Annotated in this window: 21 protein-coding genes; 17 read left to right on the plus strand and 4 right to left on the minus strand. The window is 69.6% G+C overall.

From position 1 onward, the window contains the following. Position 1: 1 nt before the first annotated feature. The 3 genes from BIV24_RS17105 (at position 2) to BIV24_RS17120 (ending at position 6,239) form a co-directional block, all read left to right on the plus strand. Positions 2 to 337 carry a hypothetical protein gene (locus BIV24_RS17105; RefSeq protein ID WP_071367189.1) on the plus strand — a complete coding sequence of 112 codons (336 nt, stop codon included), beginning with the start codon at positions 2 to 4 and terminating at the stop codon, positions 335 to 337. Between the two features lie 370 nt (positions 338 to 707). Beyond that, entirely contained in the window at positions 708 to 1,103 is a 396-nt protein-coding gene (locus BIV24_RS36665; RefSeq protein WP_483883275.1) for a phage terminase small subunit, read from the plus strand. Positions 1,104 to 2,048: 945 nt separating this feature from the next. Continuing rightward, complete coding sequence (locus tag BIV24_RS17120; RefSeq protein ID WP_079168327.1) at positions 2,049 to 6,239, plus strand: transglycosylase SLT domain-containing protein; 4,191 nt, start codon at positions 2,049 to 2,051, stop codon at positions 6,237 to 6,239. 314 nt (positions 6,240 to 6,553) lie between these two features. On the opposite strand, the gene BIV24_RS17125 is transcribed toward BIV24_RS17120, so the two are convergent. Then, on the minus strand, positions 6,554 to 6,820 hold the full coding sequence (locus BIV24_RS17125) for a GntR family transcriptional regulator (RefSeq protein ID WP_071367193.1): 267 nt from the start codon (positions 6,818 to 6,820) through the stop codon (positions 6,554 to 6,556). A 166-nt stretch (positions 6,821 to 6,986) separates the two neighbouring features. Here BIV24_RS17125 and BIV24_RS17130 point away from each other — a divergent pair, with 166 nt between their 5' ends. Both BIV24_RS17130 and BIV24_RS17135 read left to right on the plus strand, forming a co-directional pair. After that, the gene (locus BIV24_RS17130) at positions 6,987 to 7,352 is read left to right on the plus strand and encodes a hypothetical protein (protein ID WP_071367194.1); all 366 of its coding nucleotides are present in this window, start codon (positions 6,987 to 6,989) and stop codon (positions 7,350 to 7,352) included. 233 nt (positions 7,353 to 7,585) lie between these two features. Beyond that, positions 7,586 to 7,783, plus strand: a complete 198-nt coding sequence (locus BIV24_RS17135) for a DUF397 domain-containing protein (RefSeq protein ID WP_071367195.1) — start codon at positions 7,586 to 7,588, stop codon at positions 7,781 to 7,783. 375 nt (positions 7,784 to 8,158) lie between these two features. Here the strand turns inward: BIV24_RS17135 and rpsT are convergent, their stop codons facing one another. Beyond that, entirely contained in the window at positions 8,159 to 8,425 is a 267-nt protein-coding gene (gene rpsT, locus BIV24_RS17140) for a 30S ribosomal protein S20 (RefSeq protein WP_071367196.1), read from the minus strand. Positions 8,426 to 8,656: 231 nt separating this feature from the next. Between rpsT and lepA the strand changes: the two genes are divergently transcribed. The 5 genes from lepA (at position 8,657) to BIV24_RS33905 (ending at position 16,323) form a co-directional block, all read left to right on the plus strand. Beyond that, entirely contained in the window at positions 8,657 to 10,525 is a 1,869-nt protein-coding gene (gene lepA, locus BIV24_RS17145) for a translation elongation factor 4 (RefSeq protein WP_071367197.1), read from the plus strand. A 243-nt stretch (positions 10,526 to 10,768) separates the two neighbouring features. Next, positions 10,769 to 12,643, plus strand: a complete 1,875-nt coding sequence (locus BIV24_RS17150; RefSeq protein WP_071367198.1) for an AMP-dependent synthetase/ligase — start codon at positions 10,769 to 10,771, stop codon at positions 12,641 to 12,643. A 222-nt stretch (positions 12,644 to 12,865) separates the two neighbouring features. Further along, a complete protein-coding gene (locus BIV24_RS17155) occupies positions 12,866 to 14,803 on the plus strand; it encodes a SpoIIE family protein phosphatase (RefSeq protein ID WP_071367199.1) in 1,938 nt (645 codons plus the stop codon). A 40-nt stretch (positions 14,804 to 14,843) separates the two neighbouring features. Then, a complete protein-coding gene (gene hemW, locus BIV24_RS17160) occupies positions 14,844 to 16,076 on the plus strand; it encodes a radical SAM family heme chaperone HemW (protein WP_071367289.1) in 1,233 nt (410 codons plus the stop codon). Between the two features lie 103 nt (positions 16,077 to 16,179). Then, a complete protein-coding gene (locus tag BIV24_RS33905) occupies positions 16,180 to 16,323 on the plus strand; it encodes a hypothetical protein (protein ID WP_425442571.1) in 144 nt (47 codons plus the stop codon). Here BIV24_RS33905 and BIV24_RS17165 read toward each other — a convergent pair. Together BIV24_RS17165 and BIV24_RS17170 are read right to left on the minus strand one after the other, a co-directional pair. After that, positions 16,301 to 17,110 (minus strand): DUF3097 domain-containing protein, encoded by an 810-nt coding sequence (locus BIV24_RS17165; protein WP_071367200.1) that lies wholly within the window; start codon positions 17,108 to 17,110, stop codon positions 16,301 to 16,303. The two genes, BIV24_RS33905 and BIV24_RS17165, sit on opposite strands and share 23 nt — an antisense overlap. A gap of 45 nt (positions 17,111 to 17,155) precedes the next feature. Further along, a complete protein-coding gene (locus tag BIV24_RS17170) occupies positions 17,156 to 17,890 on the minus strand; it encodes an MBL fold metallo-hydrolase (protein WP_071367201.1) in 735 nt (244 codons plus the stop codon). Between the two features lie 194 nt (positions 17,891 to 18,084). Between BIV24_RS17170 and hrcA the strand changes: the two genes are divergently transcribed. The 7 genes from hrcA to BIV24_RS17205 all read left to right on the plus strand — a co-directional run bounded on the left by hrcA (position 18,085) and on the right by BIV24_RS17205 (position 26,592). Beyond that, a complete protein-coding gene (gene hrcA, locus BIV24_RS17175) occupies positions 18,085 to 19,104 on the plus strand; it encodes a heat-inducible transcriptional repressor HrcA (RefSeq protein WP_071367202.1) in 1,020 nt (339 codons plus the stop codon). Beyond that, a complete protein-coding gene (dnaJ, locus tag BIV24_RS17180) occupies positions 19,105 to 20,241 on the plus strand; it encodes a molecular chaperone DnaJ (RefSeq protein ID WP_071367203.1) in 1,137 nt (378 codons plus the stop codon). Between the two features lie 145 nt (positions 20,242 to 20,386). Continuing rightward, positions 20,387 to 21,505, plus strand: coding sequence for a nitronate monooxygenase (locus BIV24_RS17185; RefSeq protein ID WP_071367204.1), 1,119 nt, complete (start codon positions 20,387 to 20,389; stop codon positions 21,503 to 21,505). After that, on the plus strand, positions 21,502 to 22,242 hold the full coding sequence (locus BIV24_RS17190; RefSeq protein WP_071367205.1) for a 16S rRNA (uracil(1498)-N(3))-methyltransferase: 741 nt from the start codon (positions 21,502 to 21,504) through the stop codon (positions 22,240 to 22,242). The genes BIV24_RS17185 and BIV24_RS17190 overlap by 4 nt, the downstream gene beginning before the upstream one ends. 15 nt (positions 22,243 to 22,257) lie before the next feature. After that, positions 22,258 to 22,650 (plus strand): VOC family protein, encoded by a 393-nt coding sequence (locus BIV24_RS17195; protein WP_071367206.1) that lies wholly within the window; start codon positions 22,258 to 22,260, stop codon positions 22,648 to 22,650. A gap of 97 nt (positions 22,651 to 22,747) precedes the next feature. Beyond that, positions 22,748 to 23,314 carry a hypothetical protein gene (locus tag BIV24_RS17200; protein WP_177198749.1) on the plus strand — a complete coding sequence of 189 codons (567 nt, stop codon included), beginning with the start codon at positions 22,748 to 22,750 and terminating at the stop codon, positions 23,312 to 23,314. A 71-nt stretch (positions 23,315 to 23,385) separates the two neighbouring features. Beyond that, entirely contained in the window at positions 23,386 to 26,592 is a 3,207-nt protein-coding gene (locus tag BIV24_RS17205) for a S41 family peptidase (RefSeq protein WP_071367208.1), read from the plus strand. Positions 26,593 to 26,764 lie beyond the last annotated feature (172 nt).

Raw genomic sequence — 26,764 nt, forward strand, 5'->3', positions numbered from 1 at the left:
AATGAACGAACCGACCCCCGAACAGCTCGCGGCCGGCGAGCCGAAGGGCCTGACGCCGGAGATGTGCGCGCGGCTGCGCGGCGAGACGCGCGAGGAACTCAGCGTGGACGCTGACGCCTTCCTTACCGAGTTCACCCCGCCGGCGCCCGTTTCCCGATCGGGTGGCGCCCGCGGAGTCGACGTGTCGAGTAACGGCGCACGGACCTCCACCGGAGGCGCCGCGCGATACCGCGAGCGTCACGGCCTGGACGACGACGGGCGACGCCCCGAGCGACGTCAGACGGCCAGTGACGCCCGCAACCCGTTTCAGGAGCGCGGTTACGAAATGGAGCGCTAGGCGCTCCGGCGCCTAGCCCACCACAGACGTACGCGACGCCAAACGGCATCGGTTAGGTGCGTAGCGAGAACGGTCACGACGACCGTAGTAAGCGTGTCAAGAGCGCTGATGATGAGCGATCCCACCGAAGATCCTTCGCGGAATGCGGTGGGACGAGACGCGCGTGAACTCACCGCGGATGAGTGCGGTTGCGGCTCGCGGCCTGCGAGCGTCCACGTGGGTCGCGGCGTGGTCCGGCGCGGGCGGGTGGCGAACTCCCGCCCCGCTAATCCGTCGGCGCACCAACGGCCTTTAAAACATACCCCATTACTGGAGGAAGCATGGTGCCTGTCAAGTCGAAGGGTCACCTTAACGGAATCGGGCAGGGCTGATGCCGCATCGCGGAAGACCAGGACCACGGCCACAGCCGAACGCCCCTCGTTCCCGTCACAAGGTCGACGAGCGCCCTATTCGCTATCTGCCGCCCGATGGTTGCCAGGACGAGCCGCCCCCGCTTCCTCCGGGACGTGACTGGTCCCCCGCTGAAGAGCAGCACTGGCGGGAACTCTGGGGTTCACCCCACGGGTCCGTCTGGGACGACAGCGTGTTCCCCGCCGTTGCGGCACTCGTCGTTGCGACGTCGACGATCCTGCGCGGAGGACGCGTGAGCGCCCAACTAATCGGCGAACAGCGGGCGTTGATGAACGACCTGGGCCTTACGCCAGCGGCAATGGAACGGATGCGCTGGCTGATCGGTGACCCGCCCGACGCCGTGAGGCCGGACTGATGGGCCGACGTCAGCAGCGCGCACAGCGCATGCGCGACGAGGCGCGCGGCGTGGACACGCGGACTGGTGAGATCCCGGAGTTCGCGTGTCCGCCTCGCCTCCTCGCGCCTGCCGTGGTTGAGGAGTGGTTGACCACGGCGGAGCTGGAGGCACTGAGCGAGGCAGACGCGATGATCCGTGCTTCTGTGCGTTGGCGATGTGCTCGCGATGAATACGCGTTGTCGCTCGACGACAGCACGCACCACCTGCGCGCCCGCGTCGCTCAGCTCTGCGGCCCCGTGAGCCGGCCTGTGTGGCGCGACGAGTTGGGCGCGCCGTGGCACGTCCGACGGCAGTAGCAGCCTCAGAAATACGGACATACCCAGGCATATAACCCCCTCCTCGGTCCCTCGCTCACCGTAAGCGTGCTGGGCCTCGCCCCGCATCTGCGACGCGGATAGGTCGCGAAGCGCCCTCGGAACGCCCTTCAGACGCCTTCTGACGCCCCCCGCCAGGGTCCTCCCGCGTCGCGGACGAGGCGGATCGTGTCCGACGGACGAAGATGCGGCACGCGAGAGACCAACTTTCGACCACTGAAAACCGCAGGTCAGAGCCCTAAAAAGCGTTACACCGGCCCCGGGGAATCTCCCCGGGGCTTTCGTGTTCCCTGGAGCGCAATATGACGATTGACCAAACGAACTGCCTCCGTCCCGGATGCCGGTTCGCGCCTCTGCCGGCGCTGACAGAATCCGGAGGACTCGAACTATCTGAGTTCTGTAGTAATGCCTGCGCCGCGTGGCATGCAAATGCCGTGGAAACGGCCAGACTCGACGACTCCCCCGACGTTCAACGGCACTCGCAACGGCTTTACCACGTCGGCGAACTTCTCAACCTCCGCGATCACCCGAACGACATGACGTTTTTCACCACCCCAACGGGCGTTGACGCAGAGAACGGGGGCGTTTGATGGCCGGGGATCTCGATATCGTCGGGACGGCTGCGGTTGATATCGTCCCGATCCTCCCGCAGTTCCACACCAAGTTGAAGACGCAGGTTCTTCCTATCGCCGATCGTGTCGGTGAGGAGGCAGGACGCCGCTTCGGCGAAGCGATGTCGCGGAATATCACCGTCGCCATCCCCGACGCTGTAACCGCAGGTGGACGCCGTGCGCAGGCGTCCGCCACGCGTGAAGGCGGGCAAGTTGGTGGGGCCTTTGGTCGGGCCGTCAAGCGGAAATTGGAGGAGGCGTTTCGCTCCCTCCCTCGCGCTGACGTCCGGCTCGGTGACACCGGGCTAAACGCTGACCTCGACCGTTTGCGCGCCCGCCTTCAGACGTTGTCCGGTAAGGCAATCGGCCTCGATATCGACGCCGGCGCAGCGCTCGCCGAAGTAACGGAAATCGATGCAGCGTTGCGCCATTTGGGCGCGCAACATCCCGACGTAAACGTCCGTGTTGATACGGCTGCGGCGCGTGCTGCATTGGCGGACATCCAAAGAGCCATAAACGACGTCGATAACGACGACGTTCACGTCCGTGTTGACGTCGATACCGCACGCGCCATGGTGGCATTGCGTTCACTCGCAATCGCGCTTGGTGGCGTCGCAGCCATTCCCGTAATCCCCATTGCTGCAGCCGGTATCGGCGCCATCCTCGCGGCAGCGACGGCAGCAGGCGCCGGCGTGGGAGCCCTGGCCCTGGCGGCAATCCCCGCTGTGAAGGGCGTCACTGAAGCTATCCAGGCCAAGAGCGCCGCGGACAAGGAGTCGGCAAGCGCGACGGACAACAGCGCTGCCGCATCTAAGCGTGGCGCTCAGGCCGCACTTCAGATGGAGTCTGCTCAGCAGTCTCTAGCCTCCGCCCACCGACAGGCCGCGCGGTCCATCGCGCAGGCTAATCGGCAGATCGAGGACGCAGAGCGGGGCATCGTCGACGCCAAGCAGCGCGTCAAGGATGCCGAAGCCGCTGTAGTCGACGCTGCCCGGCGTGCCGCGGACCAGCGCCGCCAGGCCGCGGAAGCCGTCGAGCGCGCAGAGCGGTCCCTGACGGACGCAAAGAAGGCTGCGACGCAGGCGGAGGTTGACCTCACGCAGGCGCGGAAGGACGCTGCCGAGCAGCTCGCGGCACTCGACGACAAGCTGACTGACGGCAAGCTCTCCCAGCGTGACGCCGCTCTCCGCGTCGCGGAGGCTGAGCAGGAACTCAACAGGGTCAGGGCTCAATACAACGTCGGCAAAGCGAACGAGCTGGACCTAGAGCGCGCACAACTCGGTTACGACCAAGCCGTCCAAGCCCAAAAAGAGCAGTCGAAGGCTTACGAGAAGCTCCAGCAAGACGCCAAAGCGGCCAAGGCTGCAGGCGTCGAGGGGAGCGACCAGGTAAAGAAGGCCCATGACCGACTGAAGGACGCTCAGCAGAAGGTCGCGGACGAGGCGAAGGCCGTTGCCGACGCACAGCGCAACGCGGCTCGCGTCCAAGTCGAGGCCGCGAAGTCCGTCGAGGATGCTCAGCGCAGGGTGTCCGACGCCCTTCGGGGGCAGGCGGACGCTCAGCGTGCCCTCTCTGACGCCGTCCGGAACGCGTCCGACGTCCAGGTCCAGGCCGCGGACTCCATCAAGTCCGCAGAGCGGGGAGTCCAGTCGGCTCGCCTGTCGAGCATCGACACCACGCAGAAGGCAGCGTCCAAGACCGACGCGTACCGCGAGGCGCTCGCGAAGCTGACGCCGGAACAGCGCAGGTTGTACGACTCCATCGCCGGTCCGAAGGGTCTGACGAGAGCATTCAAGGACTGGTCAGCGTCGCTCCAACCTGACGTACTGCCGCTCTTCACGAGGGGCGTGGACGGGGCGAAGGCGTCGCTCCCGGGCCTGACACCGCTCGTCCGGGCGGCAGCAGATGCCGTGGGTGTCCTCATGGACAAGGCTTCGGCCGAATTGAAAACGCCGTTTTGGCGGGGCTTCAAAAAGGACATCAACGCCAGTGCAAAGCCCGCAATCGTCGGACTCGGCGTAGCGTTCGGAAACGTCCTTAAGGGCATGGCCGGAATTGTCGACGCATTCCTCCCGCACATGGACGGTATTGCGGCGACGATGCAGCGCATAACGAAGCGCTTCGCCAACTGGGGCGCTAATCTAAAGGGCTCACCGGAGTTCGAGCGGTTCCTCCAGTACGTCAAGGAGAATGGCCCACTATTCGCGCGGACCATCGGCGATATCGCGGGCGCGTTCCTGGCGATCGGGGCAGCACTGTCACCGCTCTCCGGCCCACTGCTTCAGGTGATCGGCGGTATTGCCCAATCGGTCGGATTGATGGCGACGAACCTGCCGGGGTTAGTGCCGCTCGTGTACGGGCTGTTCGTGGTTACGAGGCTATGGGCCATATGGCAACTCGCCGTGAACGGTGCAATGGCGGCCTTCAACGTCATCATGGGTCTCGGGCCGTGGGGTTGGATCGCCATAGCCATTGGTGGTGTTGTCCTGGCCATCCTCGCTCTGTGGAAGAACTGCGAGTGGTTCCGTGACGCCGTCGGGGCAGTCTGGGGAGCGATCCAGAAGGCTGCGATGTCGGTCCGGGACTGGTTCGCCGGACCGTTCGTCAACCTCTTCACCAAGACCATCCCGCGCACCTTCCAGGCGGTACTGGACTGGGTTAGGAAGAACTGGCCATGGATCCTGGGCGCACTGACGGGACCGATCGGCCTGGCTGCTGTCGGCATCATCAAGCACTGGGACCAGATAACAAGCGGTATTTCCGATGCGTGGCGATGGCTGAAGAGTAAAGTCCTCTTCCCTATCCGGGACTTCTTCATGAAGACAGTTCCAGGGTGGGGAACCACACTTTCAGATAAGCTCGTCGGCGCGTTCATCGACGCGACGAAGGGCATCAAGAGCGCCTGGGATAAGATCGCGGGGATCGCTAGTAAGCCGATCAACTTCGTGATTGACGCCGTCTACACGCACGGCATTAAAGCCGTCTGGGACAAGATCGCGGAGTTCGTAGGACTGCCGAAACTCCCGAAGGCGCCAAAGCTCCTCGACGAGACGCCGAAGTTTGCCGACGGTGGCCCAGTCTTCGGGGGAACTCCCGGCAAAGACAGTGTCCGGGCGTGGCTCATGCCAGGAGAATTCGTCCTGCGAACGTCTAGTGCCAGGAAGATCGGATACGGCAACCTCGATCATCTCAACCGCACAGGCGAGTTGCCTGGCGTCCCGCGATTCGCGGGCGGTGGCATCGTCGGCGACGCCTGGAATTGGACGAAGAAGACTGTCGGCGGAGCCGTATCGAAGGGCATCGACTGGGCGAAGACGGCCGGAGATCTGATCGCACACCCATCAAAGGTGTGGAACCGGCTCGTGAAACCCATCCTCGACAACGTCAAGAAGCATCTCGGCGTCGCTCAGATGGGCAAGGTACTCACGGCGATTCCCGTCAAGATGGCGTCCGGCCTGAAGGACAAGATCGTCGACGCTGTGACGTTCTCCGGCGGAAGCGGAGGCGGTGGCAACATCGGCGGCGTCATCCCCACAGGCCAGCGGAAGTCGATCATCACTGCCGCCATGGCGGCAGCACACGTGCCCCCGCCTGGCACCGTGGACGCTTGGTTGCGTGGGATGAATACCCTGATCATGCGTGAGAGCGGCTGGAACGCGAACGCCCGGAACGACTGGGACAGCAATGCTCGCGCCGGCCATCCGTCGCAAGGATTGACTCAGACGATCCCCTCGACGTTCAACGCGTATGTACCGGCGTCGCTGCGGAGTAAGGGGATCTTGGACCCGGTGGCGAACGTGGCGGCGTCGATTCGGTACATCGTCAGCCGCTACGGGAACATCGCGAACGTCCAGCAAGCGAACGCCAACCTTCCCCCGAAGGGCTACGCACTGGGCGGGCGTGTCGCGCCGACGTGGTTCGACAGCGGGGGCTACCTACCGAAGGGGCTGAACCTCGTTGCCAACGGCACAGGGCGCCCGGAGCCCGTTATGACGTCGCAGCAGTGGTCCGACATCCGAGCGGCCAAGAGCGGCGCTTCGACGCCGAACGTCGTCGTCGAGAACCACACCTATCTAGGCACACGCGAGATCACAGACATCGTCGACCATCGGGTCATCGTGCGGGAGGAAGCTACCGCACGCGCCATCAATGACGGTCGCCTCGTCTGACGCACACCTGCGCCGCCTCGTCGCCATGACGGGGCGGCCCGCACACTCCCTACTTCACGCCCCGCGGATCCGACATGGCCGCGGGGCGTCCCTATGACTTCACTCAGGAGGAACCATGCTTGGGCAGCCAGCGAAGAGCGAGACCGTCACCTGCGGGCACTGCGGTACGGAGCTGCGTCAGACGCCCGGGTGCGGGCGAGTGCGCCGATTCTGCAACGGGGACCATGGCAAGGCGTACCGGCGCCGCATGAGGGCGCTTGGGTTCGACGTCTGACAGGCTTCCGCCCGCTGAACCACCCCGCCCCCCGCACGGCCTACGAGGGCCGCGCGGGGGGCGTTTCGTCGTCTCCGCTACGGGGCGACACGAACGATCCGAGGCCCTGTTCTGTGTAGGTGACCCCCTGCTCGCGCAGCGCGCGCAATGCCTTCTGCGCGGTCGCCGAGGCGACGCCGAATTCGGCCGTGATCTGCACAAGCGACGGCACGCGCGTACGGGGCGGATAGGTCCCGTCCTCTATGCGGGCCCGCAGCACGTCAGCGATCTGCCGCCACCTCGGCGCGTCCGGCTCAAACTCGATCATGCATCACACAGTGGCACCGGATAGCGCGTCACGCGATGTACGGAAATGCATCCACTCCCATAGCGCGCTACCCCGCGCCACGGTTACACTCCGGACAAAAGTGGACCCCCGCGACCGCTGCGAACGGCCCGGGGGCATGGCCGACGCTACGACAGGGAGCGACGACATGGCACACGATACGGAGACACTCGATCAACGCACCAGGGCGGCAACTCGCCTTGCACTGCCCGCCGTCGGCACCCGCACCCCTGAGCAGGTACGCGGCGCCGCGTGCGTGTGGTGCGAGGACGAACTGAGCAACGCCGACGCCGTCGACCTCGGCCAGCGGTCCGGCAATTTCGCCGGGCAGGTCACCCGCTGGTTTCCGCGTGGCTGCGCCCGATGCGTGCGTGTGGCGGTCCGCACCGAATACGCGAACCACGCAGGGACGTGCGAACAGTGCGCCGACGACCCCACCGTGTGTGAGATCCGCCGGGACCTGCGCCGCCTCGCACTGGAAGTGCGGCGCCTCGTATCGGAGGCACGCCGATGATCTGCGCACGCTGCGACAAGCCGATCCGGGACGACGAGGAATACATCACGGAGCCGATGCTAGGGGGGAGCGCAGGCGGGTCGGACATCCACCTGCACACGCCTCTTTGCGAGCGACCGCCGGAGGTCGAGCACCCCCGAACCTACCCCACTGGCCTCGGCCGCTGAGGACTTCCGGCGCGCCCCGTTGCGAGGTGCACCGGTAGATCAAAGAACCAATCGAAAGGTACAGCAATGCACGAGAGCAACACCCTTGACTGGCGTACGTCCTCGTACAGCGGCGGTAACGGCGCCTGCGTCGAGGTCGCTAAGACGGGCGCCGGCGCGCACTTCCGGGACACTAAGGACCGCCCCCGTGGTGCGACCTTCGCCTCGGACACGGCATGGGGCGCCTTCCTCCACGGCGTGAAGGCGGGCGCGTTCAGCGCCTGACCCGTCTCCGCAGTAGTGCCCCGGCCGACTACTTGGCCAGGGACGAGGCGCCGCCCGATAGCGCCGAGCCCGCACCCGCCTGCGGGGTGCGGAGCGGCAGAAGCCCCGCCTATCTCTTCCCGTGGTAGGCGGGGCTTCGGCGTCTTCCCACAGGCAGACACAGCAGCGCCCCCGGAGTGGGTCCGGGGGCGTTGTCACAGCGTGGCGACTGTGTGGTCTGTCCGCAGTCCGAGGTAGAGGGCTCGGGGGTATCCCTTGCGGTTGGGTATGCAACTTTCCCAGGCTTGCGAACGCAGGCCGCGTACGAACCCCGGGTGCCGGATGGGAGCGGATGAGAGAGGGCCCGCTCGGTTCCCTCCGGCGTCAAATCAAGTGTCAGCCCTTGAGGGACGCGACCTTCGTGGCCAGCGCCGACTTCTTGTTGGCAGCCGAGTTCTTGTGGATGACGCCCTTCGAGACGGCCTTGTCGAGCTGACGCGCGGCGACGCGCTGGAGCTCGGTGGCCTTCTCGACGTCACCCGCGGCAGCGGCCTCACGAGCCTTGCGGATCGCGGTCTTGAGCGAGGACTTGACGGCCTTGTTGCGCAGGCGCGCCTTCTCGTTCGTCTTGTTCCGCTTGATCTGGGACTTGATGTTCGCCACGAATGAGCCTTTACAGGTTCAGGCACGCGAGACTGACCGTCTCCCGCGCCGGTGATTTCTTCAGATGTGCCTCGCGCCGAGAGGGCATGAGACACAGTGGTCCAGGCTACCAGCCGCCTTTCGGGCCGCCCAAACCGGTCGCAGCCTCTCGCGCGTGGGACCATGGAAGCTACGTATAGATCCGACCCGAGACCGCAGAGACTGCGGACGCCTCAAGAATCAGGACCCTGCGTGCCCGCGATCCCTAGCCATGTGCCCGAGCCGAGCCGTACCGACCCGGCGCTGATCCGCAACTTCTGCATCATCGCGCACATCGACCACGGCAAGTCCACGCTCGCCGACCGGATGCTCCAGCTGACCGGCGTCGTCGAGCAGCGGCAGATGCGTGCTCAGTACCTCGACCGCATGGACATCGAGCGCGAGCGCGGCATCACGATCAAATCCCAGGCGGTGCGTCTGCCGTGGGCCCCGACCCACGACCCGGGCAACACGCACATCCTCAACATGATCGACACCCCGGGGCACGTCGACTTCACCTACGAGGTCTCGCGCTCGCTCGCCGCCTGCGAGGGGACCATCCTCCTCGTCGACGCCGCCCAGGGCATCGAGGCCCAGACCCTCGCCAACCTCTACCTGGCGATGGAGAACGACCTCACCATCATCCCCGTCCTCAACAAGATCGACCTGCCGGCGGCGCAGCCGGAGAAGTTCGCCGAGGAGCTCGCCAACCTGGTGGGCTGCGAGCCGGACGACGTGCTCAAGGTGTCGGCCAAGACCGGCCTGGGCGTCGAGGCGCTGCTCGACAAGGCCGTCGAGCAGATCCCGGCCCCCGTCGGCGTCGCGGACGCACCAGCCCGCGCGATGATCTTCGACTCCGTGTACGACTCCTACCGGGGCGTGGTCACCTACGTCCGTGTGGTCGACGGACAGCTCAACAAGCGTGAACGCATCAGGATGATGTCCACCAACGCGACCCATGAGCTGCTGGAGATCGGCGTCAGCTCGCCCGAGATGCTCCCGGCCGACGGGCTCGGCGTCGGCGAGGTGGGCTACCTCATCACCGGCGTGAAGGACGTCCGCCAGTCCAAGGTCGGTGACACGATCACCAGCCTGCACAAGGGCGCCGAGGATCCCCTGGGCGGGTACAAGGACCCGAAGCCGATGGTCTTCTCGGGCCTGTATCCGCTCGACGGCTCCGACTACCCCGACCTGCGCGAGGCCCTCGACAAGCTCCAGCTCAACGATGCCGCGCTCGTCTACGAGCCGGAGACCTCCGCCGCCCTCGGCTTCGGCTTCCGCGTCGGCTTCCTCGGCCTGCTCCACCTCGATGTGGTCCGCGAGCGACTGGAGCGCGAGTTCGGGCTCGACCTGATCGCCACCGCGCCGAACGTGGTCTACCGCGTGATCATGGAGGACGGCGAAGAGATCACGGTCACGAACCCGAGCGAGTTCCCCGAGGGGAAGATCGCCGAGGTGTACGAGCCGGTCGTCCGGGCCACGATCCTCGCGCCCACCGAGTTCATCGGCGCGATCATGGAGCTGTGCCAGACCCGTCGCGGCACCCTCCTCGGCATGGACTACCTCTCCGAGGACCGCGTCGAGATCCGCTACACCCTCCCGCTCGCCGAGATCGTCTTCGACTTCTTCGACCAGCTGAAGTCCAAGACCCGCGGGTACGCCTCCCTCGACTACGAGCCGACCGGTGAGCAGTCCTCCAGCCTGGTCAAGGTGGACATCCTGCTGCACGGCGACAAGGTCGACGCCTTCTCCGCGATCACCCACAAGGACCAGGCGTACGCATACGGCGTACGGCTCGTCGCCAAGCTGAAGGAACTCATCCCGCGGCAGAACTTCGAGGTGCCGGTGCAGGCCGCCGTCGGCTCCCGGGTGATCGCCCGCGAAACCATCCGCGCCATCCGCAAGGACGTCCTCGCCAAGTGCTACGGCGGTGACATCTCCCGCAAGCGGAAGCTGCTGGAGAAGCAGAAGGAGGGCAAGAAGCGGATGAAGATGGTGGGTTCTGTGGAAGTCCCGCAGGAGGCCTTCATCGCCGTGCTCTCCAGCGATGACAGCGCAGGGGCGAGCAAGGGCAAGAAGTAACCGCTTGTCACCCGGGTCGAGCCGGGTGGAACAGGGGCCCGTCGTGCGAAAGTGCGGCGGGCCCCTGTGTATGGTCCGCTCACTCCTGGAGGAAGCGACGGCCCGCCGCCCCTTACACACCGGCCGGTCGGGCTCTACCCTGATCTCTGCTCCATTAGTTACTCGCGAGTTAAACAAGTGCCCGCGAGAAAATACAGCCGAAACGAGCAGCCAGCCGCACCGTCGCGGGCCCCGGAGGATGTCGTGAGCGACACACAGACTTTGATCGAGAACCGTCCGCCGTCCGTGGCGGCCCTCTTCCTGGAGCGCGTGGCGGCCACACCGGACGCCGAGGCCTACCGCTACCCCGTGCCCCCTGCCGCCGGTGCGGGCCCGGACGACTGGAAGTCGCTGAGCTGGGCGCAGGCCGCCGAGCGGGTCTACGCGGTCGCGGCCGGACTGATCGAGCTGGGCGTTCAGCCGGAGCAGCGGGTGGCGCTGGCCTCCTCGACCCGGGTCGAGTGGATCCTCGCCGACCTGGGCATCCTGTGCGCCGGTGCGGCCACGACGACGGTCTACCCGCAGACGAACGCCGACGAGTGCGCGTTCATCCTCGCCGACTCCGGGAGCAAGGTGCTCATCGCGGAGAACGCCGAGCAGCTCGCCAAGGTGCAGGAGAAGCGCGACGAACTGTCCGAGCTGACCCATGTCGTGGTGATCGACCCGAAGGATGTCGAGACCGGTGACCGGGTGCTCACCCTCGCCGAGCTGGAGACCCGGGGCGCCGCGTATCTGGAGGAGCACCCAGAGCTGATCAAGGAGCGGGTCGGAGCGATCACCAGCGACCAGCTCGCCACCCTGATCTACACCTCCGGCACCACCGGCCGTCCCAAGGGCGTGCGTCTGCCGCACGACAACTGGTCGTACATGGCCAAGGCGATCGCCGCCACCGGCCTGCTCAGTGCCGACGACGTGCAGTACCTCTGGCTGCCGCTCGCACACGTCTTCGGTAAGGTGCTCACCTCCGGCCAGATCGAGATCGGCCACGTCACCGCCGTCGACGGCCGCGTCGACAAGATCATCGAGAATCTGCCGGTCGTCCAGCCGACGTATATGGCGGCCGTGCCGCGCATCTTCGAGAAGGTCTACAACGGGGTCGCGGCCAAGGCGCGGGCCGGCGGCGCCGCCAAGTACAAGATCTTCCAGTGGGCGGCCGAGGTCGCGCGCGAGTACGCCAAGGTCACGCAGGACAACTTCCGGCGCACCGGCAGCCGCTCCGTGCCCTTCGGCCTCGCCGTCAAGCACAGGACCGCCGACGCGCTCGTCTACGCCAAGATCCGCGAGGCCTTCGGCGGCAGACTGCGCGCCTGTATCTCCGGCTCCGCCGCCCTCGCGCCCGAGATCGGCTACTTCTTCGCCGGCGCCGGTATCCACATCCTGGAGGGGTACGGACTCACGGAGTCCTCCGCCGCCTCCTTCGTGAACCCCGGCGAGGCCTACCGCACCGGCACGGTCGGCAAGCCGCTGCCCGGCACCGAGGTGCGCATCGCGGACGACGGCGAGATCCTGCTGCGCGGCCCCGGCATCATGCAGGGCTACCACGGGCTGCCGGAGAAGACCGCCGAGGTGCTGGAGTCCGACGGCTGGTTCCACACCGGTGACATCGGCGAGCTGTCGCCCGACGGGTACCTGCGCATCACCGACCGCAAGAAGGACCTCATCAAAACCTCCGGCGGCAAGTACATCGCGCCCGCCGAGGTCGAAGGCCAGTTCAAGGCGGTGTGTCCGTACGTCTCCAACATCCTTGTGCACGGCGCCGACCGGAACTACTGCACCGCGCTGATCGCCCTCGACGAGGTGTCCCTCCTGGAGTGGGCGAAGGAGAACGGCCTGGAGGGCAAGCCGTACGCGGAGGTCGTCGCCGCGCCCGCCACGGTGGAGATGGTCGGAAAGTACGTCGGGCAGCTCAACCAGGGACTCCAGCGCTGGCAGACCATCAAGAAGTTCCGCCTCCTGCCGCGCGACCTCGACGTGGAGCACGGTGAGGTCACGCCGAGCCTGAAGCTGAAGCGGCCGGTGGTGGAGCGCGAGTACAAGCACCTGATCGACGAGATGTACGCGGGCACGCGCGAGGCGTAGGGGCGCCTGGGATCCGCTGGCCTCCGGGGCGAACGCCGCCTGCCGGGGCTCAAGGTCCGCGGATCCCGGTGGTCGAATCCGTCCGGCTTCGAGCACCTCAATAGCACGGTTTTCACCCACGGCGGTCCACTTCGCCGACTCGGCGCTCATGGGCGCGGCCGGTCTGCCAACCTGTCCCCATCGTCAGAGTCGTATGCGTGCGCACTGCTCGGGGAGCTGTCGATGGGGGCCATTCCAACGCCACGGGAGACCGCCTCCCGTACCCCTGGCACGCCCGCGCACGAAGGGACGGGCCGGCGCGCGGTGGTGCGTACGACGCTGTTCGGCGGCCCGCTCGCGCCCGGCGCCGCCCGCCGTCTCGTGCACGACGCCCTCACCGGATGGGCCCACCTCGCCGAGCCTGACACCTTCACCGAGCGCCTGATGGACGACGCCCTGCTCGTCACCAGCGAACTCGTCACCAATGCCGTTGTGCACGCGGGCACGGACGTCGACCTGGTCTGCCGACTGGAGGAAGCGGGCGACCAACCGGCCGGCCTCGTCATCGAGGTCTGCGACCACCATCCCGCGCGGGCGGTACGGGAGGAGAGCACCGAACACCCCTACGGCATACCGGAGTACGGGCGCGGCCTGCGGCTCGTCTCCATGCTCTCCGCAGCCTGGGGGATCACGTATCGCACCGGCGCCAAGACCGTCTGGGCGAGGCTGCCCCTCGACGGAGCCCTGGACGCCGAGGAGGAGATCGAGGCGTACGCGGGCGGCGGCGCCCTGGAGCACGGGCCGGACGCCGCCGAGTCGCTCGCGTTCGAACCCTTCGCGTTCACCGGACCCCGGTACGGCGCACGGGACCGGGACGGGCGGGGTCACGGCGCCCTCTCCTTCCTGGCCGAGGCCTCCGATCTGCTCGCCGGACAGCTCGACGAGGACTTGGTCGCCGCGCTCACCGGACAGCTGCTCGTACCGCGGCTCGCGGACTGGTGCGCGGTGTGGCTGGAGGACGAGGTGACCGGCTGGCACGGGCCCGAGGCGGCGGTGGCCGGCGGCCCGCGGCTCGCCCGTGTCTGGCACGGCAGCGAGAACCGCATCGAGGAACTGCGCCGGGCCCTGGAGAAGGACCCGCCCCGGCTGCCCGAGTCGGTGGGCTCCCAGGCGGTGCCCGTGCCCTGGCCGGGCGAGGCGCTGGGTCCGCGGGGCGACATCGGGGCCGCGCTCGCCTACCGGCTGATCGCCGGGGGTCGGCCGCTGGGCACGCTCGTCATCGGACGGGCCGGGCTGTCGCGCTTACCCGACGAGGTCACCGGGCTCCTCGAGGACCTCAGCCGACGGGTGGCGCTGGCCATCGGAGCGGCCCGGCAGTACGCGCGCCAGGCCACCATCAGCCGGGTGCTGCAGCGCGGGCTGCTGCCCGGCGCGGTCGCCGAGATCCCCGGGGTGAGCAGCGCGCTCGTGTACGAGCCCCGCGACCAGGGCGGGCCGAGCGGTGACTTCTACGACCTGTTCCCGGCCGGCCGCGGACGCTGGTGCTTCGCGCTCGGCGACGTCCAGGGCAAGGGTCCGGAGGCGGCGGTCGTGATCGGGCTCGCCCGGCCCTGGCTGCGGCTGCTGGCCCGCGAGGGCTATGCGGTGCCCGACGTCCTGGACCGCCTCAACCAGCTCCTGCTGGACGACGCGACGGAGGCCTCGGACGCGGCGGCGCGGGCGCTGGTCACGGCGGGTGCCCCGGTGCCGTTCGCCGACGACGGCCCCCACGCCCGCTTCCTCTCCCTGCTCTACGGCGAGCTGGTCCCCTTCGACGGCGGGGTGCGCTGCACGGTCGCCGCCGCCGGGCATCCCCTGCCGCTGCTGCTGGGCCCGGACGGTGACGTACGGACCGTGGCACAGCCGCAGACCCTCCTCGGGGTCGTCGAGGACGTGACGTACACATGCCAGACGTTTGAGCTGCACCCCGCCGACACGCTCCTGTGCGTCACGGACGGCGTGACCGAGCGACGCAACGGCCCGCGCCAGTTCGACGACGGGGACGGGCTGGCGACGGCCCTCGCCGGCTGCGCCGGGCTGAGCGCGCCGCTGATCGCGGAGCGGATCCGGAGGCTGGTGCACGAGTTCGGGGCGAAGCCACCGGAGGACGATCTGGCACTGCTGGTGCTGCGGGCGGAATGAGCACGACGGGGAGCCCGGGCGGTACGGGACAATGGAGGACATGCCTTCCGCACTTCCCGACGGCGAGCCCGTCCCCGACGACGGGGCCCTGCCCGCGCACGCCCTGGCCGGGGCCGCCGATCGCCCTCTCGGGTTCTACCTCCATGTGCCGTACTGCGCGACGCGCTGCGGCTACTGCGACTTCAACACGTACACGGCGACGGAGCTGCGCGGCACCGGCGGGGTGCTGGCGTCCCGCGACAACTACGCGCAGATGCTGACCGACGAGATCCGCCTGGCCCGCAAGGTGCTCGGCGACGACCCGCGCGAGGTCCGCACGGTCTTCGTCGGGGGCGGTACGCCGACACTGCTGGCCGCGGACGACCTGGTACGGATGCTGGGGGCGATCCGCGACGAGTTCGGCCTCGCGGACGACGCGGAGGTCACAACGGAGGCGAACCCGGAGTCGGTGGACGAGCGGTACCTGGCCACCCTCCGGGAGGGCGGCTTCAACCGGATCTCCTTCGGCATGCAGAGCGCGAAGCAGCATGTCCTGAAGATCCTCGACCGCACGCACACCCCCGGCCGCCCCGAGGCCTGCGTGGCCGAGGCACGCGCGGCGGGCTTCGAGCATGTGAACCTGGACCTGATCTACGGCACGCCGGGGGAGTCGGACGACGACTGGCGGGCGTCGCTGGACGCCGCGCTGGGCGCGGGCCCGGACCACATCTCCGCATACGCCCTGATCGTCGAGGAGGGCACCCAGCTCGCACGACGCATCCGCCGCGGCGAGGTCCCCATGACCGACGACGACGTGCACGCCGACCGCTACCTGATCGCCGAGGAGACCCTGTCCGCGGCGGGCTTCGACTGGTACGAGGTATCCAACTGGGCCACCTCCGAGGCCGGCCGCTGCCTGCACAACGAGCTGTACTGGCGCGGCGCCGACTGGTGGGGCGCGGGCCCGGGCGCCCACAGCCATGTGGGCGGGGTGCGCTGGTGGAACGTGAAGCACCCGGGCGCGTACGCGGCGGCACTGGCGGCGGGACGGTCACCGGGCGCCGGGCGTGAGGTCCTGTCGGACGAGGACCGCCGGGTGGAGCGCATCCTGCTGGAGCTGCGGCTGCGGGAGGGCGCGCCGCTGTCCCTGCTGCGGGAGCAGGGGCTGGCGGCTTCCCGCCGCGCGCTCGCGGAGGGGCTGCTGCAGGAGGGGGCCTACGCGGAGGGGCGGGCCGTTCTGACGCTGCGGGGGCGGCTGCTGGCGGACGCGGTGGTGCGGGACCTGGTGGACTGATCACTCCGGCGGGTGAATCGGTGCGGGACGGCGGTTCGGTCCCTGACCTGGTTCGTACGCTGCTGCCGTAATTGACGGTGGCGGAAACCGGAGGACTGCGGAGATGACCGCTGTGATGGACCGACCGATGACCACCGACGTCGTGGCGTTCTTCGAGAACCTCGAGGTTCCCGAGGGATACAAGGCCGAGCTCCTCCGGGGGGAAATCGTGACCTACCAGGCAATCAAGCCCCACCGCTGGCCGTGACGAAGTCGATCAACTCCTCCACTCGGCCCAGCAGTTCCGGCTCCAGATCCTTGTAGGACCGCACCCGCGACAGAATCCCCTGCCAGGCCGCGCCCGTGTTCTCCGGCCACCCCAGTGCCCTGCACACCCCCGCCTTCCAGTCCTGGCCGTGCGGAACCCGAGGCCACTCCCTGATGCCCAGGGACGCCGGCTTCACCGCCTGCCAGATGTCGATGTACGGGTGGCCCACCACCAGGGCGTGTTCGCTCGTCACCGACTGCGCGATGCGCCACTCCTTGGTGCCGGGGACCAGATGGTCCACCAGGACGCCGAGGCGGGCGTCCGGGCCGGGAGAGAAGGCCGAGACGATCGAAGGCAGGTCGTCCACGCCCTCCAGGTACTCCACCACCACGCCCTCGATGCGCAGGTCGTCGCCCCACACCCTTTCGACCAGCTCCGCGTCGTGGCGGCCCTCCACATAGATCCGCCCGGCACGGGCCACACGCGCGCGTGCGCCGGGGACGGCCACCGAACCCGACGCCGTACGGGCCGGACGCGCCGGCGCCTTCGACGGCCGTACCAGCGTCACCACGCGTCCCTCCAGCAGGAACCCCTGCGGCTCAAGCGGAAACACCCGGTGCTTGCCGAAGCGGTCCTCCAGGGTGACCGTGCCCGCCTCGCAGCGGATCACCGCGCCGCAGAAGCCGGTGTGCGGCTCCTCGACCACCAGACCGGGGTCCGCGGGGACCTCCGGCACGGGCTGGGGCTTCTTCCAGGGCGGGGTCAGGTCCGGCGAGTACTGGCGCATTCGGATGACGATAGGAGAAGCCCGGGGGTGATGTCGTACGGCCGCCTACGACACGCCGAAACGGGCCGCCAGCCCGTCCCGCTGGGAGCGGACGAACCGCGCGTCCACCACCGCACCGTGCCCCGGCACGTACAGCGCGTCCTCCCCGCCCAGCTCCAGCAGCCGGTCCAGGGCGGCCGGCCAGTGCGAGGGAACCGCGTCCGGGCCCGCCTGCGGCTCACCGGACTCCTCCACCAGGTCCCCGCAGAACACCGTCCCCGGGTCCCCGGGGACGAGGACGGCCAGGTCGTGGGCCGTGTGACCCGGGCCCACGTTCGCCAGCAGCACCTCCACCCCGCCCAGGTCCAGCGTGCGTTCGCTCGCGACCTGGTGGTGCGGACGCACCAGCACGTCCGCGGCCTCGGCCGCCTCACCCGGGGCCAGGCCGTGGCGCACCGCGTCCGCCAGCAGTTCGTCGCGCTCGCGGACGAACAGCGCCTCGAGGCCCACCGCCCCGAACGCCTCCGCGCCCGTGAAGACCGCCGCACCGAAGACATGGTCGAAGTGGGGGTGCGTGAAGGCGAGATGCGTCACACACCGGTCCGTGCCCAGCGGGGCGAGCAGCCGCCCCGCCTCGGCGCGCAACCGCGCACCCTCGCCCAGACTCGACCCCGGGTCGATTATGAGCGCGCCATGGTCACCGACCACCAGCCCGGCCGTGCAGTCCCAGACCGGAAGCCGTACGCGGCCGGCCCGCGGACCGAGCGCCTCCCACCCGGACTCTTCCCACAACACCTTCATGCGGCGACGCTATGGGCAGGTATCCGGGCCCGGCAAGACAGTCCCGGACAGGTCGGTACACGTCGGTGGACAGCCGGGCCCGCCCTTGCCGGGGGTGTACCCGACGGCCGTACACTGGGCCGGGGATGCTGGCACTCGCACGGACAGAGTGCCAGGGGAGACGTCGACGGGAAGAGTTGCTGGAGGTGTGCGCGATGCTCAGTGAACGCAGGCTCGAAGTGCTGCGCGCCATCGTCCAGGACTACGTCGGCACCGAGGAGCCGGTGGGCTCCAAGGCGCTCACCGAGCGGCACCAGCTCGGCGTCTCCCCGGCCACCGTCCGCAACGACATGGCCGCGCTGGAGGAGGAGGGCTATATCGCCCAACCGCACACCAGCGCCGGACGCATCCCCACGGACAAGGGCTACCGCCTCTTCGTCGACAGGCTCGCGGGCGTCAAGCCGATGACCGCGCCCGAGCGCCGCGCGATCCAGAACTTCCTGGAGTGCGCGGTCGACCTCGACGACGTGGTGGCGCGCACGGTGCGGCTGCTCGCGCAGCTCACCCGGCAGGTCGCCGTCGTGCAGTACCCCTCGCTGACCCGTTCGACCGTGCGGCATGTGGAACTGCTGTCGATGGCGCCCGCGCGCGTGATGCTCGTGCTGATCACGGACACCGGCCGGGTCGAGCAGCGCATGATCGACTGCCCCGCACCGTTCGGGGAGGCGTCTCTCGCGGATCTGCGCGCACGGCTCAACAGCCGGGTCGTCGGACGCCGTTTCGCCGACGTCCCGCAACTGGTGCAGGACCTGCCGGAGGCCTTCGAGGAACCCGAGGACCGCGGCACGGTCTCGACGGTGCTCTCCACCCTGCTGGAGACGCTCGTGGAGGAGACCGAGGAACGGCTGATGATCGGCGGCACCGCCAACCTCACCCGCTTCGGGCATGACTTCCCTCTCACCATCCGGCCCGTCCTGGAGGCGCTCGAGGAGCAGGTCGTGCTCCTCAAGTTGCTGGGTGAGGCGAAGGATCCGGCCATGCGGGTGCGTATCGGTCATGAGAACGCGTACGAGGGACTCAACTCCACGTCCGTGGTCTCCGTGGGCTACGGTTCGGGCGGCGAGGCGGTAGCGAAACTCGGCGTGGTCGGACCGACCCGCATGGATTACCCGGGAACGATGGGAGCGGTACGAGCGGTGGCACGGTACGTCGGACAGATCCTGGCGGAGTCGTAAGTGGCCACGGACTACTACGCCGTACTCGGCGTACGCCGCGATGCGTCACAGGATGAGATCAAGAAGGCGTTCCGCCGGCTCGCGCGCGAGCTGCACCCGGACGTCAACCCCGATCCGAAGACGCAGGAGCGGTTCAAGGAGATCAACGCCGCGTACGAGGTGCTCTCGGACCCGCAGAAGAAGCAGGTCTACGACCTCGGCGGCGACCCGCTGTCCCAGGCGGGCGGCGCCGGTGCGGGCGGCTTCGGCGCGGGCGGTTTCGGAAACTTCTCCGACATCATGGACGCGTTCTTCGGCACGGCGTCGCAGCGCGGCCCGCGCTCGCGTACCCGCCGGGGCCAGGACGCCATGATCCGGCTGGAGATCGAGCTCGACGAGGCGGCCTTCGGCACGACGAAGGACATCCAGGTCGACACGGCCGTCGTCTGCAACACCTGCAACGGCGAGGGCGCCGCGCCCGGCACCGCCGCGCAGACCTGTGACATGTGCCGCGGCCGCGGTGAGGTCTCCCAGGTCACGCGGTCCTTCCTGGGCCAGGTCATGACGTCCCGGCCGTGCCCGCAGTGCCAGGGCTTCGGCACGGTCGTCCCCAACCCCTGCCCGGAGTGCGCGGGCGACGGGCGAGTGCGTTCCCGCAGGACGCTCACCGTCAAGATCCCGGCCGGCGTCGACAACGGCACGCGGATCCAGCTCGCGGGCGAAGGCGAGGTCGGCCCCGGCGGCGGCCCCGCCGGCGACCTGTACGTCGAGGTCCACGAACTGCCGCACCCGGTCTTCCAGCGCCGCGGCGACGACCTGCACTGCACGGTCACCATTCCGATGACGGCGGCGGCCCTCGGCACGAAGGTCCCGCTGGAGACACTGGACGGCCTGGAGGAGGTCGACATCCGGCCCGGCACGCAGTCCGGGCAGTCGATCCCGCTGCACAACCGAGGTGTCACGCATCTGCGCGGCGGCGGCCGGGGCGACCTGATCGTCCACGTCGAGGTTCAGACGCCGAGCAAGCTGGACGCGGAGCAGGAGCGACTGCTGCGCGAGCTGGCGAAGCTGCGCGGCGAGGAACGGCCCCTGGGGCAGTTCCAGCCGGGGCAGCAAGGGCTGTTCTCGCGACTGAAGGACGCGTTCAACGGACGATGACCCGGGCGGGGGCACCCTGCGCCGGTGAGACATCCGGCGCGGGGTGACTCTGTCGGCGCCCCGAACCTCTTGCCGCCCATTCCCTGACACATGCCGACGGAAGGCCGGATTCGGACCTGATCGCAGGACGTGACACGATGCCGTCATGTCCTCCGCGCTGACCGATCTCCTTCGGTACCCGATCGTGCAGGCTCCCATGGCGGGCGGCGTCTCCGTACCCCAGCTCGCCGCCGCCGTGTCCGAGGCCGGCGGCCTGGGGTTCCTCGCCGGCGGGTACAAGACCGCCGACGGCATGTACCAGGAGATCAAGCAACTCCGCGGGCTCACGGGCCGCCCCTTCGGCGTGAACCTGTTCCTGCTGCAGCCGGAGCACCCCGGAGCAAGCACCGGTTCCACCGGAACCGCTGCCGCCACACCGCCCTCCGCCGCCGTCGAGGTCTACGCCGACCAGCTCGCCGGCGAGGCCGCCTGGTACAAGACCGAGCTGGGCGACCCCGACAGCGGCCGCGACGACGGCTACGACGCCAAACTCGCCGTCCTCCTCGACAATCCGGTGCCGGTGGTCTCCTTCCACTTCGGGACCCCCACCCCGGACGTCCTGGACTCGCTGCGCCGCGCGGGCACCCTCACCCTCGTCACCGCGACCACCGCAGAGGAGGCCCTCGCCGTGCAGCACGCGGGCGCCGACGCGGTGATCGTGCAGGGCGTCGAGGCCGGCGGCCACCAGGGCACCCACCGCGACAACACCGAGAACGACGGCTGCGGCATCGGGCTGCTCACACTGATCGCCCAGGTCCGCGAGACCGTGCGGATCCCGGTCGTCGCCGCCGGAGGCATCATGCGCGGCAGCCAGATCGCCGCCGCGCTCGCGGCGGGCGCGAGCGCGGCCCAGCTCGGCACCGCGTTCCTCGCCACGCCCGAGTCCGGCGCCCCCGCGCTGCACAAGCAGGCGCTGACCGACCCCCGGTTCGTCCGCACGGAGCTGACGCGCGCCTTCTCCGGGCGCCCGGCGCGAGCCCTGGTCAACCGCTTCATGCGCGAACACGGCCCGTACGCGCCCGCGGCGTACCCCGAGGTCAACCACCTCACCTCGCCGCTGCGCAAGGCGGCCGCCAAGGCGGGCGACGCGCAGGGTATGGCGCTGTACGCGGGGCAGGGCCACCGCATGGCCCGCGAACTGCCCGCCGGGGAACTGGTGGAGGTGCTGGCGGCGGAACTGGAGGCGGCCAGGACCGTGTTGTCGCAGGGAGGTGCGGACCGATGACCGCTCCCGTGTTCGTCGTGGACCGACTCGACGTGATCGGGCCGGAGTTCGTGCTCGACGGCTCCGAGGGGCGGCACGCCGTCTCGGTGAAGCGGCTGCGGCCCGGCGAGGACGTGGTCCTCACCGACGGGCGCGGCCGGTGGGCCGAGGGCGTGGTGAAGGCCGCCGAGGGCAAGGACCGCCTGGTGGTCACGGACCTGGAGTCCGTTCACGAGGAGCCGCCTCAGTCCCCGCGCATCACCGTCGTCCAGGCCCTGCCCAAGGGGGACCGGGGCGAGCTGGCCGTGGAGACCATGACCGAGGTGGGCGTGGACGCGATCGTCCCCTGGGCGGCCTCCCGGTGCATCACGCAGTGGAAGGGCGAGCGCGGGGTGAAGGCGCTCGGCAAGTGGCGGGCCACCGCTCGTGAGGCCGGCAAGCAGTCCCGCCGCGTGCGCTTCCCGGACGTCGCGGACGCGGCGACCACCCGGCAGGTTGCCGCACTTCTTGCCAAAGCCGACTTCGCGGCGATCCTGCACGAGAGCGGCGACGAGCCCCTGGCGAGTGTGGAACTCCCCGCCGAAGGCGAGATCGTGCTGGTCGTCGGACCCGAAGGGGGCGTCTCCCCCGAGGAGTTGGCGCTGTTCGGGGAGGCGGGCGCGAGGGCGTTCCGGCTGGGGCGTACCGTCTTGCGTACCTCGACCGCCGGTACCGCGGCGGCCGCGCTGCTGCTCGGTCGTACGGGCCGCTGGTCCTGATCCAGGGGGCGCACCATGGAACTCGCCCAAGTACGGCTGCTTGTCTCGGACTTCGCCGCCTGCTATCGGTTCTACGCCGACGTCCTCGGCCTCAGGCCCCAGTCGGGGGCGGCGAACGGACCGTACGAGAAGTTCAGCCCCGCCGCCGGCTCGGCGGGCATAGCACTGCAGGACCGGGCGATGATGGCCGAGGTCCTGGGCGAGCTGGGCGACGAGGCGACGGGCCACCGCTCGCTGGTGGTGCTGCGCGTGGACGACCTGGAGGCGTACTGCGAGCAGATAACCGCCCGCGGTGCGACGCTTCTGCACGGTCCGGCCCCCATGACGGACCGGATGCGCGTCGCCCACCTCAAGGACCCCGAGGGCAACCTGGTGGAACTCCAGCAGTGGCTGCTGCTGCGCAACTGACGGCACACCGGGGGGCGGTCACCGGGGGCGCACGCGGGCGCTCGAGTGGCCGTATGCGCTCTACCGTCACGGGCGGGAGAGTGGGAGGCTGCCACCCATGCGGGCATTGAGGCGGATGCGACGGCCGGCCGGACGGCGGCTCGCGGGGGTCACCGGCCTTGTGGTGGTCGCCGTGGGCGGGGCCGCGGCATGCGAACCCGCCGATCTGAGCTCCGCGTCGGTGGCGTACACGACCAGCCAGACCGCGACCAAGCAGCTGGAGCGGCAGCACGTGAAGGTGCGCTGGCTCAGCTGCAGCGGCGACTACGGCAGCAGCACCAGGTCCGTCACGGGCGGCGGACAGCCCGCGCCGAGCGAGACCACCGTCGTCACCGTCGACTGCAAGGGGCAGACGGACGACGGCAAGGACATCACCGTCAAGGGCAGAGTCACCCGCGCCGTCGACGGCAAGTGCGTCCGCGGCGACCTCAGGGCCACCGTCGGCGGCAAGCAGTGGTTCCACGTGAAGGGCCTCGGCAACTGCAACGCGCCCAATACGCCGGCGTACACCCCGCCCGTCTCGTACCACCCGATCACCCCCGGGCAGCCCCGGCCCACCGTCACCGTCACGAAGACCCTCTGGTGCCAGGGCGACCCCAAGTGCTGGCCGGTCGAGGGCAAGTGACACGCGCACGGGAACAAGCGCAAGTGCGTAAATCCCTGTCAGGAAGCGTGATCACTGCTTAGGGTGAACCGGTGACTCAGTCCGCATCGCGCGCGTATCTCCGGTTCCCGCACCTGCACGGCGAGTTGGTCGCCTTCACCGCCGAGGACGACGTCTGGGTCGCCCCGCTCGACGGCGGTCGCGCCTGGCGGGTCAGCGCCGACAACGTCCCGGTGAACCATCCCCGCATATCCCAGGACGGTACAACCGTCGCCTGGACCTCCACCCGCGACGGCGCCCCCGAGGTCTACACCGCCCCGATCGACGGCGGTCCGGCCAAGCGCCTCACCCACTGGGGCAGTTCGAGGACCCAGGTGCGCGGCTGGACCCCAGAGGGGCATGTGCTCGCGCTCAGCACGGTCGGTCAGGCCTCGCTGCGCCGTACCTGGGCACATGCCGTGCCACTCGACGGCGGCCCCGCGACCAGCCTGCCCTACGGGCCCGTCGGCGCGGTCGCGTACGGGCCCGGCACGGTGCTGCTCTCCGCCGTGGGCCGCGAGGCCGCCTTGTGGAAGCGCTACCGGGGCGGAACCGTCGGCAAGTTGTGGATCGACCGCACGGGCGAGGGGGAGTTCGTACGGCTCCACGAAGGCCTCGACGGCAATATCGAGTACCCGGCGTGGGTGGGAGAGCGCGTCGCCTTCCTCTCCGATCACGAGGGTGTCGGCGCCCTGTACTCGTCATTGGCCGACGGGTCGGACCTGCGCCGCCACACCCCCCTCGAGACAGGCTTCTACGCCCGGCACGCCTCCACCGACGGCACCCGGGTCGTCTACGCGTCCGCCGGTGAACTGTGGCTCCTCGGCGACCTGGACGGGGCCGAACCCCGGAGGCTGGACATCCGGCTCGGCGGGCAGCGCGTCGACCTGCAGCCGTATCCCGTGGACGCCTCCCGTTCGTTCGGGGCCGCCTCGCCCGACCGCACCGGACGCGGCAGCGCGATCTGTGTGCGGGGCGCCGTCCACTGGGTCACCCACCGCTCGGGGCCCGCCCGCGCGCTCGCCGCCGAGCTCGGCGTACGGACCCGGCTGCCCCGCACCTTCCGCGTGGACGGCGAGGAGTGGGTGGTGTGGGTGACGGACGCGGAGGGCGACGACGCGCTGGAGTTCGCGCCCGCCACCGGACTCGCGCCCGGAGCCACCCCGCGACGGCTCGCGGCCGGGCGGCTCGGGCGGGTGCTCGGACTCGCGGTGGCACCCGACGGCAGCTGCGTCGCGGTCGCCGCGCACGACGGGCGGGTGCTGCTCGTCGAGCGGGACAGCGGCGAGGTGCGCGAGGTCGACCGCAGCGAGGACGGCGAGGCCGGCGGGCTGGTCTTCGCGCCGGACTCGGCATGGCTGGCCTGGTCGCACCCGGGCCCGGGCCCGCTGCGCCAGCTCAAGCTCGCCAGCACGGCCGACCTGTCGGTGACGGAGGCGACACCGCTCCGCTTCCGGGACTACGCACCCGCGTTCACGCTGGACGGCAAGCACCTGGCGTTCCTCTCGGACCGCTCCTTCGACCCCGTCTACGACGAGCACGTCTTCGACCTGGCGTTCGTGGGCAGCTCGCGGCCGCACCTGATCACGCTCGCCGCGACCACCCCGTCCCCGTTCGGGCCGCAGCGGCACGGCCGGCCCTTCGAGGCGCCCGAGAAGGACGAGACACCCGACAGCGAGGGCGCGCCCACGACCCGGATCGACCTGGAGGGACTCGCCGACCGGATCGTGCCGTTCCCGGTCGAGGCCGCGCGCTACTCCGGGCTGCGGGCCGCCAAGGACGGCGTGCTGTGGCTGCGGCATCCGGTGCAGGGCGTGCTGGGCGCCTCGCGGGCCACCCCCGACGACCCCGACCCCAAGACGGAACTGGAGCGGTACGACCTCGTCCAGCAGCGCATCCAGCATCTCGCCTCGGACGCCGACGCCTTCGCGGTCAGCGGCGACGGCAAGCGGGTGCTGCTGTGGACCGACGGCCGGCTCAAGGTCCACCCGAGCGACCGGAGCAGCTCGAACGACGACGACGGCGACACGAACCTCACCATCGACCTCTCGCGCATCCGGCAGACCGTCGACCCTGCGGCCGAGTGGCGGCAGATGTACGACGAGACCGGCCGCCTCATGCGGGACAACTTCTGGCGGCCCGACCTGGGCGGGGCCGACTGGGAGGGCGTACTGGACCGGTACCGGCCGGTCCTGGAGCGGCTCGCCACCCACGACGACCTCGTGGACCTCCTGTGGGAGGTGCAGGGCGAACTGGGCACCTCCCACGCGTACGTCATGCCGGACGGCTACGGGCTGGGCTCGGACCGGCGTCAGGGCCTGCTCGGGGCCGACATCTCCCGGCAAGCGGACGGGAGCTGGCGCATCGACCGCGTACTGCCCTCGGAGACCTCCGACCCGGACGCGCGCGCACCGCTGGCCGCACCCGGAGTCGCCGTACGGGCCGGGGACGCGATCGTCGCGGTCGGCGGGCACCCGGTGGATCCGGTGACCGGCCCCGGACCGCTGCTGGTCGGCACGGCCGGCAAGCCGGTGGAGCTGACGATCTCACCGGCCGGTGGCGGCGATCCGCGGTACGCCGTCGTGGTCCCCATCGCGGACGAGGAGCCGCTCAGGTACCACGCCTGGGTGGCGGAGCGGCGGGCGTATGTGCACGAGAAGTCCGGCGGACGGCTCGGGTATCTGCACGTGCCGGACATGGTGGGCGCCGGATGGGCGCAGCTCCACCGCGACCTGCGGGTCGAGGTCGCCCGGGAGGGGCTGGTCGTGGACGTCCGGGAGAACCGGGGCGGGCACACCTCCCAGCTGGTCGTGGAGAAGCTGGCCCGGCGGATCGTGGGGTGGGACCTGCCGCGCGGACAGCGCCCCTCCAGCTACCCCGAGGACGCGCCGCGCGGGCCCGTCGTCGCCGTCGCCAACGAGTTCTCCGGGTCGGACGGGGACATCGTGAACGCGGCCATCAAGGCGCTCGGGATCGGGCCGGTGGTGGGAACGCGGACCTGGGGCGGGGTCATCGGGATCGACAGCAAGTACCGGCTCGTCGACGGGACGCTGGTGACCCAGCCGAAGTACGCGACCTGGCTGGAGGGTTACGGGTGGGGCATGGAGAACCACGGGGTCGATCCCGATGTGGAGGTCGTCCAGGCGCCGCAGGACTACGCGGCCGGGCGTGACACGCAACTCGACGAGGCGGTGCGCATGGCGCTGGCCGCGCTGGAGGACCGTCCGGCGAAGCGGCCCCCGGAGCTGCCGTCGCTGTGATGCGCCGGGGCCGGTGCCGGCGGGGCTGCGCACCGCCGCCGTGGCGCGCGTGATCCGCCACCCAGCGGCGGGCGTTCCCCACCGGCCCGCCCTCAGGACGGGCCGGAGACGGGCGTTCCCCCGGTGCCCGTCCGGCCGATACCATGCCGTCGTAGTGATCAGTCTGTGTGAG

This window comes from Streptomyces colonosanans (assembly GCF_001866645.1).
Lineage (GTDB): Bacteria > Actinomycetota > Actinomycetes > Streptomycetales > Streptomycetaceae > Streptomyces > Streptomyces colonosanans.

What these genes read in the sequence shown, in the direction of transcription:
- BIV24_RS17105 (WP_071367189.1), top strand. Translation starts at nt 2, where the DNA reads ATGAACGAACCGACCCCCGAACAGCTCGCGGCCGGCGAGCCGAAGGGC.
- BIV24_RS36665 (WP_483883275.1), top strand. Translation starts at nt 708, where the DNA reads ATGCCGCATCGCGGAAGACCAGGACCACGGCCACAGCCGAACGCCCCT.
- BIV24_RS17120 (WP_079168327.1), top strand. Translation starts at nt 2,049, where the DNA reads ATGGCCGGGGATCTCGATATCGTCGGGACGGCTGCGGTTGATATCGTC.
- BIV24_RS17125 (WP_071367193.1), bottom strand. Translation starts at nt 6,820, where the DNA reads ATGATCGAGTTTGAGCCGGACGCGCCGAGGTGGCGGCAGATCGCTGAC.
- BIV24_RS17130 (WP_071367194.1), top strand. Translation starts at nt 6,987, where the DNA reads ATGGCACACGATACGGAGACACTCGATCAACGCACCAGGGCGGCAACT.
- BIV24_RS17135 (WP_071367195.1), top strand. Translation starts at nt 7,586, where the DNA reads ATGCACGAGAGCAACACCCTTGACTGGCGTACGTCCTCGTACAGCGGC.
- BIV24_RS17155 (WP_071367199.1), top strand. Translation starts at nt 12,866, where the DNA reads ATGGGGGCCATTCCAACGCCACGGGAGACCGCCTCCCGTACCCCTGGC.
- hemW (WP_071367289.1), top strand. Translation starts at nt 14,844, where the DNA reads ATGCCTTCCGCACTTCCCGACGGCGAGCCCGTCCCCGACGACGGGGCC.
- BIV24_RS33905 (WP_425442571.1), top strand. Translation starts at nt 16,180, where the DNA reads ATGACCGCTGTGATGGACCGACCGATGACCACCGACGTCGTGGCGTTC.
- BIV24_RS17165 (WP_071367200.1), bottom strand. Translation starts at nt 17,110, where the DNA reads ATGCGCCAGTACTCGCCGGACCTGACCCCGCCCTGGAAGAAGCCCCAG.
- BIV24_RS17170 (WP_071367201.1), bottom strand. Translation starts at nt 17,890, where the DNA reads ATGAAGGTGTTGTGGGAAGAGTCCGGGTGGGAGGCGCTCGGTCCGCGG.
- hrcA (WP_071367202.1), top strand. Translation starts at nt 18,085, where the DNA reads ATGCTCAGTGAACGCAGGCTCGAAGTGCTGCGCGCCATCGTCCAGGAC.
- BIV24_RS17185 (WP_071367204.1), top strand. Translation starts at nt 20,387, where the DNA reads ATGTCCTCCGCGCTGACCGATCTCCTTCGGTACCCGATCGTGCAGGCT.
- BIV24_RS17190 (WP_071367205.1), top strand. Translation starts at nt 21,502, where the DNA reads ATGACCGCTCCCGTGTTCGTCGTGGACCGACTCGACGTGATCGGGCCG.
- BIV24_RS17195 (WP_071367206.1), top strand. Translation starts at nt 22,258, where the DNA reads ATGGAACTCGCCCAAGTACGGCTGCTTGTCTCGGACTTCGCCGCCTGC.
- BIV24_RS17200 (WP_177198749.1), top strand. Translation starts at nt 22,748, where the DNA reads ATGCGGGCATTGAGGCGGATGCGACGGCCGGCCGGACGGCGGCTCGCG.